This is a genomic window from Fictibacillus sp. S7, from assembly GCF_004127935.1.
In the GTDB taxonomy this organism is placed as follows: Bacteria; Bacillota; Bacilli; order Bacillales; family Fictibacillaceae; genus Fictibacillus_C; species Fictibacillus_C enclensis.
In genome coordinates, this window is the sequence record NZ_QJKL01000001.1 from 1,517,947 (window position 1) to 1,529,494 (window position 11,548).

The 11,548-nt window shown below is 44.6% G+C and carries 15 protein-coding genes; 5 read left to right on the forward strand and 10 right to left on the reverse strand.

Annotated elements, in window-relative coordinates; genetic code table 11:
• Positions 1 to 34 precede the first annotated feature (34 nt).
• The 4 genes from DMO16_RS07680 to DMO16_RS07695 all read right to left on the reverse strand — a co-directional run bounded on the left by DMO16_RS07680 (position 35) and on the right by DMO16_RS07695 (position 3,317).
• Positions 35 to 349 carry a hypothetical protein gene (locus DMO16_RS07680; protein WP_129476476.1) on the reverse strand — a complete coding sequence of 105 codons (315 nt, stop codon included), beginning with the start codon at positions 347 to 349 and terminating at the stop codon, positions 35 to 37.
• Positions 350 to 449: 100 nt separating this feature from the next.
• The gene (locus DMO16_RS07685) at positions 450 to 1,292 is read right to left on the reverse strand and encodes a TIGR03943 family putative permease subunit (RefSeq protein WP_061968796.1); all 843 of its coding nucleotides are present in this window, start codon (positions 1,290 to 1,292) and stop codon (positions 450 to 452) included.
• Between the two features lie 14 nt (positions 1,293 to 1,306).
• The gene (locus tag DMO16_RS07690) at positions 1,307 to 2,194 is read right to left on the reverse strand and encodes a permease (RefSeq protein WP_129476479.1); all 888 of its coding nucleotides are present in this window, start codon (positions 2,192 to 2,194) and stop codon (positions 1,307 to 1,309) included.
• Between the two features lie 205 nt (positions 2,195 to 2,399).
• Positions 2,400 to 3,317: an ABC transporter substrate-binding protein gene (locus tag DMO16_RS07695; RefSeq protein ID WP_129480333.1), complete on the reverse strand. Its 918-nt coding sequence runs from the start codon at positions 3,315 to 3,317 to the stop codon at positions 2,400 to 2,402.
• 197 nt (positions 3,318 to 3,514) lie between these two features.
• Here DMO16_RS07695 and DMO16_RS07700 point away from each other — a divergent pair, with 197 nt between their 5' ends.
• The 5 genes from DMO16_RS07700 (at position 3,515) to DMO16_RS07720 (ending at position 7,530) form a co-directional block, all read left to right on the forward strand.
• On the forward strand, positions 3,515 to 4,522 hold the full coding sequence (locus DMO16_RS07700; RefSeq protein WP_129476482.1) for a FecCD family ABC transporter permease: 1,008 nt from the start codon (positions 3,515 to 3,517) through the stop codon (positions 4,520 to 4,522).
• The gene (locus tag DMO16_RS07705; RefSeq protein WP_129476485.1) at positions 4,519 to 5,565 is read left to right on the forward strand and encodes a FecCD family ABC transporter permease; all 1,047 of its coding nucleotides are present in this window, start codon (positions 4,519 to 4,521) and stop codon (positions 5,563 to 5,565) included. The genes DMO16_RS07700 and DMO16_RS07705 overlap by 4 nt, the downstream gene beginning before the upstream one ends.
• An 11-nt stretch (positions 5,566 to 5,576) precedes the next feature.
• Positions 5,577 to 6,398: an ABC transporter ATP-binding protein gene (locus DMO16_RS07710; RefSeq protein ID WP_129476487.1), complete on the forward strand. Its 822-nt coding sequence runs from the start codon at positions 5,577 to 5,579 to the stop codon at positions 6,396 to 6,398.
• Positions 6,391 to 7,149, forward strand: a complete 759-nt coding sequence (locus DMO16_RS07715) for an IucA/IucC family C-terminal-domain containing protein (RefSeq protein ID WP_206738075.1) — start codon at positions 6,391 to 6,393, stop codon at positions 7,147 to 7,149. Before DMO16_RS07710 ends, DMO16_RS07715 begins: the two co-directional genes overlap by 8 nt.
• Positions 7,150 to 7,233: 84 nt before the next feature.
• Positions 7,234 to 7,530 (forward strand): DUF948 domain-containing protein, encoded by a 297-nt coding sequence (locus DMO16_RS07720; protein ID WP_061968783.1) that lies wholly within the window; start codon positions 7,234 to 7,236, stop codon positions 7,528 to 7,530.
• A 41-nt stretch (positions 7,531 to 7,571) separates the two neighbouring features.
• On the opposite strand, the gene DMO16_RS07725 is transcribed toward DMO16_RS07720, so the two are convergent.
• From DMO16_RS07725 to DMO16_RS07750, 6 genes are all read right to left on the reverse strand, one after another.
• Positions 7,572 to 8,639, reverse strand: coding sequence for an NAD(P)H-dependent flavin oxidoreductase (locus DMO16_RS07725; protein ID WP_061968781.1), 1,068 nt, complete (start codon positions 8,637 to 8,639; stop codon positions 7,572 to 7,574).
• Between the two features lie 82 nt (positions 8,640 to 8,721).
• Positions 8,722 to 8,904, reverse strand: a complete 183-nt coding sequence (locus DMO16_RS07730) for a hypothetical protein (protein WP_061968779.1) — start codon at positions 8,902 to 8,904, stop codon at positions 8,722 to 8,724.
• A gap of 92 nt (positions 8,905 to 8,996) precedes the next feature.
• Positions 8,997 to 9,587, reverse strand: coding sequence for a DedA family protein (locus DMO16_RS07735; protein ID WP_129476493.1), 591 nt, complete (start codon positions 9,585 to 9,587; stop codon positions 8,997 to 8,999).
• Between the two features lie 41 nt (positions 9,588 to 9,628).
• The gene (gene crcB, locus DMO16_RS07740; protein WP_425590067.1) at positions 9,629 to 9,976 is read right to left on the reverse strand and encodes a fluoride efflux transporter CrcB; all 348 of its coding nucleotides are present in this window, start codon (positions 9,974 to 9,976) and stop codon (positions 9,629 to 9,631) included.
• A gap of 5 nt (positions 9,977 to 9,981) precedes the next feature.
• On the reverse strand, positions 9,982 to 10,377 hold the full coding sequence (gene crcB / locus DMO16_RS07745) for a fluoride efflux transporter CrcB (RefSeq protein WP_061968775.1): 396 nt from the start codon (positions 10,375 to 10,377) through the stop codon (positions 9,982 to 9,984).
• Positions 10,378 to 10,508: 131 nt separating this feature from the next.
• The gene (locus DMO16_RS07750; RefSeq protein ID WP_129476501.1) at positions 10,509 to 11,546 is read right to left on the reverse strand and encodes a ribonucleotide-diphosphate reductase subunit beta; all 1,038 of its coding nucleotides are present in this window, start codon (positions 11,544 to 11,546) and stop codon (positions 10,509 to 10,511) included.
• Positions 11,547 to 11,548 lie beyond the last annotated feature (2 nt).

The following is an 11,548-nucleotide window of genomic DNA, read 5'->3' on the forward strand; positions in this document are numbered from 1 at the left end:
ACCATACCGCAGAGCAGCTTTTTTTTGCTTCATTTTAGTCAAGAATCCCCATGGATTCTATGTGTTCGCGTGTTAGGGGCTGACCATGATCATGGATAAATTGGTAAATGTCTTTTAACGCCTCGTCATAACGGTGATTGTCAGGATCGTTATGATAAGGGACATAAGGAACGTGAGATCGCCAAAACGTATCCCTGGCAGCTTCATCACATGCCCTGAATAACTTAGTAAGACGGTTAACCTCTTCACTCGTTGCTTCGATTTCAAACTCAAAACTGGAAACCGTTTTGTCTGAATGAACTTCTCCTGTTTCCACGTTCACATAATACGGCTGCTTTTCCAGAATCATCACTCCCGCTTTTTTCTTTTATCATGTTTCACTTCCTGTAAAAACATGCATTGCCATCAGTCCCTGCAAAACAAAAAAAGCAGATCCTGTTGGATCTGCTTTAATTATTCCCCCGGTATACATATTGCTCTTTTGGAGCGGATGTTTGTTTCCAGGATTGGACCTTAACATACGGAATATTCGTTTTAAACGGCTGATAATAGATCTCTGATATCTTGCCTTTTACCGTAATCCAGTCATCATCTTTAAGCTTCACGCCATCCGGCATTTCCACCATCATTCCATATACGCCCGAATCAGCGACACAATGGATAATGCCAAACCGAAAGATAAAGAGCTGGTTCTTTTTCGTATCCGGATCATTGTACACAAAACCCTTAAACGAGATGGTTTTATCTTGAAAATCCCCCGTATAATTATAGATCGTTTCCATTCCTTTAAGAAAGTTCGTATCATTCAAAGCAAGGGTATCATATTTCGTATATTTCTTTTTTTCCTTCCTCATCAGCTTGTCATAAGCATCCTGGCCATAATATACACTGGTGTCCGGACGCAGAAACTGATTCTGTGCATAAGGATCCCCTTTGGACTCCTGATTGACAGGGAAGTGAAACCCTTTTGCTTTTACAATATTTGAATCCATGGTGGCAACCGGGAGAAAGATACCGGTAATGACCGGAAAAGCAAAAACGGTATATACAAACAATTTTTTATACCAAGTATCCTCAACGGAATGATCATGGTCGCAATGATCGCAGCTATGGCCGCCTTCATCTTCCTTCACGGCATTCCGAAATTGCACGATGGTCAAAAGAGCCAGTGCGAACATAACGCTGAATGACAGGTACGAATATTTCATATTAATATACTTACTTATATTTCCGGTCGCATGAAGCTGCATAATCAAAAAAGTGAATCCCATTAACAGGCATCCCCGCATCATAATGCTACACCTCCCTAGAACAGCATCGAATATAAAAACACTACAACAGACAATGAAACAACGGTAACGAGCACCAGCTTTGTTTTAAATGCCGAGAGCATCATCAATAAATTTTTCATATCAAGCATCGGACCGAATACTAGAAAAGCAACGATCGACCCTGTGGAAAAGGTACTTCTGAAGGAAGACGCGATGAACGCATCAGCTTCTGAACACAGAGATAAAACAAACGCAAGTCCCATCATGACAAGTGACGAGGAAGCCTGTCCCTGACCGATGGCAAGAAGAGTTGAGGTTTTCACATACGTTTGGACCGCTGCAGCAATCAGTGAACCGATCACCAGGTATTTTCCCATGGAAAAGAATTCTTCAACCGCATGATTTAGCGTTTCACCAAGTTTTTGTTTAACGGAAAGCTTTTCATGCGTGTGATGATGATGTTCTGGTGTAATTTTCAGGCCATCTCCCTTATAAAAGAAAGCGAGAATCAAACCAACAACAACAGAAACGACAACAGCTCCTCCGGCCCGATATAAAGGCATGGACCAGTTGCTTCCAAAAGCGACGTAGGTCGAAAAGAGAACAACTGGATTGATGATCGGACCCGTCAGCATAAAAGCAACCCCGGCGTAGATAGGCACCCCTTTTTGAACAAGGCGCCTTACAATAGGCACAATTCCGCATTCACATGCAGGGAAAAGGGCGCCAAGAAAAGAGGCGAACAATACGGCAAGAACCGGGTTTTTCGGCATAATTCTAGCCACCAGTTCCTCTGATACAAAGATTTGGATGATACCTGCAATAAAAACCCCGAGCACTACAAAGGGCAGTGCTTCTATTAATATGGATATAAAAATGGTATTCATCTGCAAAAAAGATTGCGGCAATGATAAAAAGAGCATAGTTTGCCTCCTGGATGATAAACTACTGCAGTTACTATACGGCAATATGGACAAGTCGTCCATATGTTTCATGCCGGAAATTGACGCGTTCCATTATATCAATCCTCCTGATTGAAGAAGAACATCGTGTGAATTATTACACAGAACGCTATCAGAACATTAAAAAAAGCCCGTGATACGGCATCACGAGCTTCATTTGTTCTTCTTATTTCACCAAATATTTTTCAATGTCATCAAGCATCAGGTTCGCTGCCTTCACGCCTCCTGCTGTATTCCAGATGGCATCAGAAACCTTGTGGACGTTGCCCTGTTTCACTGCCTTTAGGTTTTTCCAGAGCGGATCATTGGTCCATTCTTTTTCCTGTTTGGTCGCTCCTCCGTCCCCTGCTTCATAAGTAAAGTAAAACAGTTCATCACCATCCATTTGCGGAATTTGTTCTTTCGTTACTTCTGCTGCAAAATTATCCTTGCTTTCCACCTTCGGGCGTTTAAAGCCAAGCTGGTCAAGGATCACACCGGAAAACGAGTTGGATAAGTAGATGCGGGAAACCCCTGGCATGAAACGGACAACAGATATCTCCTTGTTCAGGTTATCTCCCGCTTTTTCACTGATCTTATTTACGCGCTGATCGTAATCACTGATTACCTTGTTTCCTTCTTTTTCTTTATTTAATGCTTTGGAATACAATTTGAAATTCTTTTTCCAGTTGCCGCGCAAATCTTCTGCAAAAACAGTAGGTGCAATTTTATTTAATTGATCGTAAATTTTTTCTTGTCTCATTTTATTTCCAATAATAAGATCCGGTTTAAGGGAAGCGATCTTTTCCAGATTAACCTGGCTTTCGTCACCAACCACCTCTACACCTTTCATATCATCTTTTATGTGATCATACCATGGATCGCCGAGCCAGGATTTAACGGCTCCAGCAGGTTTTACCCCCATTGCCAGCGCCGCTTCTGTTCCTTCATTCGTCAAAACAACAACGCGTTTTGCGCTCTTTACCTCGGTTGTCCCCATCGCATGCTTAACACTGTATCCTTTAGAATCTTCTCCGGATGATTCCTTTCCATCATTCCCTCCGCAAGCTGCCAAAAGCATCAGCGAAAGAATGGCTATAATCATTCCCCATTTTGAATATGTAGATTTTGCGGTATTCAAATTTCTTCTCCCCCAATTGATAATGAATTTCATTTACAGACAAATCATACCTGAAAGTAAAAATAAAAGTCAACAGTAATTGATAATGATTTTCAAATTCATTGACATGCTGCTTTATCTTTTTTAAACTATAATTGTAAATTTCTAATAATGAGGTCCTTATGAACGGAGTAATTCAATCATCAAAAGCGAAGATTGCCATTCTCGCTTTGGCAGTTCTTTTGTTGGCTGTCTGTATGGCACTTAGTGTTGTATTTGGATACACCGACACAAGCTGGAAAACAGCTGTTGCAGCATTCACTGATTTTAATGGATCCAATCAGCATCTTATTATACGAAATGCCCGTCTTCCCCGCGCTTTGATCGGTGCGGCAGTTGGAATTTCACTGGCATTGGCCGGTGTGCTGCTGCAGGCGGTGACACGGAATCCAATTGCATCCACTGATATTTTCGGATTGAACGCGGGAGCTGGTTTTTTTATTGTAATGGCTGTCTCATTCTTTCAAATCAGTTCTCTTCAGCAATTCACCTGGATTGCGTTTCTTGGTGCTACTGTCTCGGCTTTGGCCGTATACCTATTGGGTTCTGCCGGGCGCAGCGGTTTAACGCCAATAAAAATGACACTGGCTGGTGCAGTTATTGCTGCAATGTTTGCCTCTCTTACACAAGGAATGCTTGTGGCCAATCAAAAAGCGCTGGAAGAAGTACTATTCTGGCTGGCAGGATCGATACAGGGCAGAAAACTGGAATTTCTATATCCGGTGCTTCCTTATCTTCTGATTGCCTGGATCGGTTCCTTGCTGATGTTCCGCCAGCTTAATACCTTTTTACTTGGTGAAGATGTTGCCAAAAGCCTCGGCCAGCGGACACTGCTCTTTAAGGTCCTGGCCGGTGTCTTGATTGTGCTACTTGCCGGTGGATCCGTCGCAGTGGCGGGCCCAATCAGTTTTATCGGTATTGTTGTTCCTCATTTCGCCCGTTATCTTGTAGGAAATGACCATCGCTGGGTTATTCCCTTTTCCGCTGTATTTGGCGGGATACTGCTGATCACTGCCGACATTGGCGCCCGATACATCGTACTTCCGGAAGAAGTTCCGGTTGGTGTGATGACCGCCTTGATCGGTACGCCGTTTTTTATTCATATCGCCCGAAAAGGATCGTTTAAATGAGCAAGTATATTACAGCAAGGTCCAAAAGATTTTCGTTTCTAATAGAAAAAAAAACCCTGTTCACTTCACTGATTCTCATTTTTATAACAATGGCCATCATGTCGGTAAGCATCGGGGTTGGGGAGCTGTATATATCTCCTCTGGACGTCATAAAGTCATTAACTGGGACTGGTGCTGGCATTAACAATGTTGTTATACATGAATTCAGGCTTCCCAGAATACTGATTGCGGTGATTGCAGGGGCTTCCCTCTCTCTGGCAGGTGCCATTTTGCAGGGGATCATCCGAAACCCACTCGCTTCGCCAGATATGCTTGGCATTACATCAGGCGCTGGCTTTGCCGCCGTTACCTTTATAACGGTCTTCAGCAGCCAAAGCAACAATTTGACAGTGAGCATCGGTTATTTGCCTGTTGCTGCTGTAACCGGGGCATTTCTTATGGGAGCCTTGATTTACCTGCTTGCCTGGAAACGCGGAATTTCACCGGTAAGGCTGATCTTAATTGGTGTGGGCCTGATGACCGCAGCCCAGGCCCTGACAACACTCATGATCGTACTCGGACCCATTTATGCTGCTCCGCAGGCAACGATCTGGCTGACTGGTACGGTTTATGCGACAAACTGGAAAGATGTATATAGTCTATTGCCGTGGTTTCTTATCCTGACACCTCTTTTGCTTGCATTCGCAAGAAAACTGAACGTTCAGGAGCTCGGTGATGACGTGTCCGCAAGTCTTGGGCATTCCGTGAACAAGAACCGTTTTTTATTACTGCTGATTAGTACGGCCCTTGCTGGCTCGGCCGTCGCTTTTACAGGAGCCATCGGATTTGTTGGCCTGGTTGGGCCGCATATTGCCAGAAGGCTGGTTGGCTCTTCCTTCGGCGCACTGCTTCCTGTATCCGGCTTTCTTGGGGCCATTATCGTATTGCTCGCTGATTTGGCCGGTAGAACAATTTTCTCGCCGCTGGAAGTTCCAGCAGGAGTTTTCAGCGCTGCCATCGGTGCTCCCTATTTTATTTACCTGCTATTTAAAAATCATGGTTAAGGAGCGATCTCATGTCCATTCTTGAAACGGAATCTCTAACATTATCTTATGGAAAAAAACCTGTGATTCAAGACCTGAATCTTTCGATACCAAAAGGGGAAATCACCGTTTTAATCGGCAGTAACGGGTGTGGAAAATCGACACTTTTGCGTTCCATGGCGCGCCTTTTGGCACCAGAAGAAGGAGCAATTCTTTTAAATGGGAAGGACATCGCCAAACGTTCAACAAAGGACGTGGCAAAAGAGCTGGCTATTTTACCACAAGGACCAGTAGCACCGGAGGGCCTGACTGTTCTCCAGCTGGTTAAACAAGGAAGGTACCCATACCAATCATGGTTGAAACAATGGTCCAGGAAAGACGAAGAGGCGGTTACACAGGCTTTGAAGGCAACTAATATGCTTGAATTTGCAGAAAGAAGTGTTGACTCTCTCTCAGGAGGACAAAGACAGCGTGCGTGGATTGCTATGACCCTTGCCCAGGGAACGGAAACCATCCTTCTCGACGAACCGACTACCTATTTGGACATGACACACCAGATTGAAATACTTGATCTGCTCTTTGAGCTGAATGCAAGGGAAAAACGCACCATTGTAATGGTCCTTCACGATCTTAACCTGGCATGCCGGTATGCCCACCATCTTGTGGCCATCCAGAATCATTCTGTAGCCGCTCAAGGCTGTCCTGAAGATATCATGAATGAAAAACTGGTTGCTGATGTTTTTCATATGCCATGCAAAATTATTGAAGATCCTTTATTCGGTACACCAATGTGCATTCCATACGGAAAGGGGAGAATCGCGAAAAATGGCTTACCCACAGCACAATATGCCTAACCTTAACGGCTGGTCCCTTTTGGAAAGGACTGATATTGAAAAACGCTCCAGCTTTAAATTCCATTTTTCAAATGAAAAGGCTGCCTTTCCGGCCTCTCTCCTATTAAATAAAGAACGCATGCTTTCCTATATGGAAACCGTGGGTGATAAAATCGGTTCCAAAGAGAAAAGAGTCATCGCGTCTATGTTCTTTAAGCGCTATGTTTTCTGCATTCTCACCTCTTCCCTTTATGCCTTGTCAATGCTGAATAAGCAGTTTGATATTCGTCTGGAAAATGTGGTGATCATTGAAGAGGAAGATAGCGAAAAAGAACACAGCTGGCTGCCGTCTTTTTCTCTGCAAAACAGTGATGGGATGCCTATGGCCGGAAACCGGGAAAATTGGAGATCATCGGTTGTTGAAACACTTTTCGCCAAAAACATATCGGTGATGCTGGATTACTTGGCTGCAAGCACAAAAGCATCGAAAGCGATGCTTTGGGAGAATGCGTTACTTTATATCGCCTGGCTATATAACACGTGGAAAGGCGAAAACCATCCTTCTGAAATTCATGAAAGGTTGATAGACGACTACCAATTTCTTATGGAGCAGGCGCAAGGCTTTCACTTTGGAACAGCCTCCAATCCTTTCATCGAATTGGCTGCCAGATATGAAGACCATCAATTTCAGCAGCGAAAAACATGCTGCCTGTACTACCGGACAGACGGTGGCACTTGCTGCAATACATGCCCATTAAAAAAAGCCGACTGATCTTCTGAATATCAGCCGGCTTTTGTTTGTATGATAAGTATAATGGGTATCACAAGAATAAAGAGATTGAAGGAGGGCATTATTTTGGTCATCATCTGGATTAGCATTGCAATTGTTGTCGCAGCATTGGTCTTCCTTGGAGTCTATGCTGTTAAACTAATGAAATCAAGCAAATCAACCATCGAAAACTTAAACCGTACCACTCAGCTGATGCAGGCGGAAGTAAATGACGTCACGAACCAGACCGCACTGCTCAATCAAAAAACCGAGTATTTGAAATACGACGTCTACAATAAAACACAAAGCATCAAAAGTGTAGGAGAATCTGCAAAGGAATTAAAAGAGAACGCGACGGAGTTGTTTAAAACCGTAAAACGATAATGGCCGCAAGCCCAGTCCAGAGGCTGCGGCTTTTTACATGTTTAAAGTTTTACAAGACCGTCTGCAATCCGGTTATAATCTTCGATGAGGCTTTGGACCACCTGCTTTGCCGGCCTTCTTTTGGCCAGCGGGGCACCCTGCCCTGCCCATAGGGACATATACCCTTTTTCTCCCCGGCTGGCAGCAGCTTTCCTAAGGCCGGAAGTCAATGCATTTTGAATGGGATATGGAGGAAGGTTGTCAACCGCTGTCATCTCTTCCATAAAAATATTTGTAATGCCTCTTGCCATTTTGCCCGAAAACGCTTTGGTCAGCCTCATATCCGTTTCCTTCGATTCCAGCACGGCTTCTTTATGCAAATGATGAGCTCCGCTTTCTTCTGCTGTTAAAAAAGCGGTACCCAGCTGGACAGCGCTTGCCCCAAGCGCCAAGGCGGCAGCCATTCCCCTGGCATCCATGATCCCGCCGGCGGCTAATACTGGAATAGAAACCGCATCAGCAATTAAGGGAATCAAGGTCATTGAGCCAATCAGTGCCTGCTCTTCGCTTCCAAGAAATGTCCCTCTATGGCCTCCTGCTTCACTTCCCTGGGCCGAGATGGCATCGATGCCTACTGCTTCGAGACGGACCGCCTCTTCCACGGTGGTGGCAGTGGCAATCGTAACCACGCCTTCTTGTTTCAGCCTGTCGATTATTTCTTTGGTCGGCGCATTGAATGTAAAACTGATGACTGGTACTTTCTCTTCCATTACCACATCCAGCTGGTCCTCAAAATGAGACGTCCATCCGGTAAACCTGGACGACTTCTCCATTCCCAGCCTTTCTTTAAATCCTTCGAGTGTTGCTTCCATTTTTTCAGTCTGATCTCTGTCAAACGTAAATTCCTCCGGCAGAAAAAGGTTGACTGCAAAGGGCTTGGCCGTCATTTCCTTGATGCTCTTGATTGCGGCTTTTACGTCGTTGGGCGCCATATAACCCGCTCCCAACGTACCTAATCCGCCGGCATTGGAAACTGCCGCTGCCAACTCCGGCGTTGCCGGGCCACCGGCCATTCCAGCCTGCACAATAGGATATCGAATGCCGCACAGTGAAGTAAAAGATTGATTCATAGCTACACCGCTCCATCCTTATTTTTTTGATATGTACTTCTCCAACAAGTGTAACAAAAAAACATGCATACTGTCCGCATGTTTACGTTTTCATTCGGTTGAACTGACGATAGACCTGCTCAATCACCCGCTGGATATTCTCCTGTTTGTATCCGCATTCCCTCATGGCTCTGGAAATACAGTCGGCCACCTCCTCTTTTTCTTGTTCCCTTCTCATTCTCATAAGCACCTCATTGATTTTTTTGTTTCTCGCCAGCTCATCCATTCTCCTCACCCGCCCGCTTTTTTTTGATAAATGTATGACCATAAACATAGAAAAAGACCCTTGAGACAGGGCCTTTCTACGAGCAGTATGATTTATTTTTTTCCTTTTCTTACTTTAAGGACGATCAAAATGAAAAGGATGACAATGGCGCCAATGGCAATCCCCCTCGTAAATGGAGCGGCAATCGTTTTAATGTCTTCCCAATTGCTTCCCAGCTGGCTTCCCAGATAGATAAATAAAATCGACCAGGGAATGATAGCCAGCAACGTATAGATCGTGAATTTAGAAAATGACATTTTTGCAATGCCTGCGGGAATTGAAATGGCATGCCGGACAACAGGAATGAAACGGGCAAAGAAAATGACACCATTGCCGTATTTCTCAAACCAGCTTTCTGATAAATCGATCTGTTTCTGACTGATCAGGATATACCTTCCGTACTTTTCCAAAAAGGGTCTTCCGCCATAATATCCCATCCAATATAAAAACAACTGGGCGATGGTTCCTCCGATTGTTCCGGCAATAACTGAACCGGCAAAACTCAGATGTCCCTGCGAAATGAGATAGCCCGCATACGACAAAACCAACTCGCTTGGAATAACCTCTACCATAAGACCAAGCGCAATTCCGAGATATCCAAGCCCCACAATCCACTCCAAAAGTGACAGTACCATTTCTTTCATTGCATTTACCTACTCTCTGTATAGTAATAGCTTGTCCGGTATTACCGGCTGCCCAGCACGAACCCAGCCAACGCAGCCAGTATGCCGACGATGTAACTCAGTGCCAAATATAGAATCAGCACGTCCCATTGCTTTTTTCGATATAATTGAATGTTCTCCAGCTTAAGTGTGGAGAACGTTGTGAATGCCCCCATAAATCCTATTCCAAAAAACAGTCTGATAGAATCAGAAGGTTCCATTCCAGTAAGCCATCCAAGCAAAAAGGAGCCTGTAATGTTCACAAACAACGTTGCCAGGGGAAATGCAGTAACAGTATGTTTTTTCACCCATTGGCCAATTCCGAAACGGAACACAGCGCCAAAAAATCCCCCCGCAGCCACAAGCAACATGTGAGTCACAATGCGGTCCCTCCTTTGGCGACTCTGCTTCCTAAACGAAAACCTGCCCAGCACATGAAAAGTCCGCCGATTAAACTGAGCAAGATGTAAAGAAGAGCCGTAGCGGTCTGTCCGGTTTGGAAGAGCTGAATGTTTTCTACACTAAAGGTGGAAAACGTGGTAAACGAACCGATCAGACCCGTACCAACGACCAGGGATGTATACGGATTTGCGGATGAGCGTCTCCCGAGCCGGAACGTAAGATAACCAAGCGCAAATGATCCGGCCATGTTGGTCAGGAAGGTAGCAAGCGGAAATCCGCCTCCCGAGATATCACTCACCGCAAGGCCCAGTCCATAGCGCAGAAGCGCTCCGGCCATACCTGCAATCCCAACCCATATATACAAAAGCACAAGCTTTCAATCCTTTCTTTATGCGCGCTCATTAAACAAAACAGACTCCTGCAGGAAGTCCTGCAGGAGTTCAATATCTCCGTTATTCAGTTTATCATGTTTACTTTCAGGAGAACAATAATCAATCATGTTTAAAGATCGTCAAATCCATTTGCATCCGATACCTTTGTATATTGCCGGGGCTTTTGTTCGAAAAAATCACTCTTGCCGCTGTCCACATGCTCGTACGCCCTGATCCATTTCATCGGATTTTCCCTGAATCCCTGGAACGGCCGTTCTACCCCGAGTTCATTCACTCTTTTGTTGGCCATAAATTTAATATACGCTTCAAGCTCCGGCATGTTCAGTCCGGCAAATCGGTCACCGATGATGTAGCGGGCCCACTGTATTTCCAGCTCTGCCCCCTTTTTAAAGGTTTCCTGTACGAAACGCTCCGTTTCTTCATTGTCCAATTCCGGTACTTCTTTCTGCAATTCTTTAAAGATTTGGCAAAACAGCCGGACGTGAAGCTGTTCATCACGATTAATATAATTAATCATCGTGCTCGTACTCATCATTTTTTGGTTTCGCGCCAGGTTGTAGAAAAAGGCAAAGCCCGTATAGAAATTCAAGCCTTCAAGGACAACATCATAGACAATCGATTCCATAAATGTTCTCGATGTCGGATTTTCCGTAAACCGCGTATATCCCTCTGCTATAAAATCATTTCGTTCCCGCAGTACTTTATCATGCTTCCAGTACTCAAAGATTTCATCCTGCTTCTGCTTGTTTACAAGGCTTGAAAGCACATAGGAATAGGACTGGTTATGGACGACCTCCTGGAAGGAAAGCACAGTCATCAGCGCTGAAAGGCTTGAATCGGTGAGATACCCGGCAGCCCTGGAAGAATAGTCGGTTTGAATGCTGTCCAGAAAAGCCAAAAGCCCGATAATTTTGTTAAACGTATCCTTCTCCTCGCCGGAAAGCTGCTGATATTGCTTTACGTCGCCGGACATATTGATCTCAAACGGAGTCCAAAAATTAGCCAGCATATTCTTGTACATCGGATAAGCCCAACTGTACCGGACATCATCCCAGTTCAGTACGTTTGAACTTCTGCCATTCAGAATTCTCGTTGATGCATTCGGGGCTGTTACATCGTATAATTCTCGTTTGCTTAATGTTTTCATCC

Bases quoted from the DNA above. Each gene is read 5' to 3' on its own strand.
- DMO16_RS07680 (WP_129476476.1), bottom strand. From the start codon at position 349: ATGATTCTGGAAAAGCAGCCGTATTATGTGAACGTGGAAACAGGAGAA.
- DMO16_RS07685 (WP_061968796.1), bottom strand. From the start codon at position 1,292: ATGATGCGGGGATGCCTGTTAATGGGATTCACTTTTTTGATTATGCAG.
- DMO16_RS07690 (WP_129476479.1), bottom strand. From the start codon at position 2,194: ATGCTCTTTTTATCATTGCCGCAATCTTTTTTGCAGATGAATACCATT.
- DMO16_RS07695 (WP_129480333.1), bottom strand. From the start codon at position 3,317: ATGATTATAGCCATTCTTTCGCTGATGCTTTTGGCAGCTTGCGGAGGG.
- DMO16_RS07700 (WP_129476482.1), top strand. From the start codon at position 3,515: ATGAACGGAGTAATTCAATCATCAAAAGCGAAGATTGCCATTCTCGCT.
- DMO16_RS07705 (WP_129476485.1), top strand. From the start codon at position 4,519: ATGAGCAAGTATATTACAGCAAGGTCCAAAAGATTTTCGTTTCTAATA.
- DMO16_RS07710 (WP_129476487.1), top strand. From the start codon at position 5,577: ATGTCCATTCTTGAAACGGAATCTCTAACATTATCTTATGGAAAAAAA.
- DMO16_RS07715 (WP_206738075.1), top strand. From the start codon at position 6,391: ATGCCTAACCTTAACGGCTGGTCCCTTTTGGAAAGGACTGATATTGAA.
- DMO16_RS07725 (WP_061968781.1), bottom strand. From the start codon at position 8,639: ATGAATCAATCTTTTACTTCACTGTGCGGCATTCGATATCCTATTGTG.
- DMO16_RS07730 (WP_061968779.1), bottom strand. From the start codon at position 8,904: ATGGATGAGCTGGCGAGAAACAAAAAAATCAATGAGGTGCTTATGAGA.
- DMO16_RS07735 (WP_129476493.1), bottom strand. From the start codon at position 9,587: ATGAAAGAAATGGTACTGTCACTTTTGGAGTGGATTGTGGGGCTTGGA.
- crcB (WP_425590067.1), bottom strand. From the start codon at position 9,976: ATGTTGCTTGTGGCTGCGGGGGGATTTTTTGGCGCTGTGTTCCGTTTC.
- DMO16_RS07750 (WP_129476501.1), bottom strand. From the start codon at position 11,546: ATGAAAACATTAAGCAAACGAGAATTATACGATGTAACAGCCCCGAAT.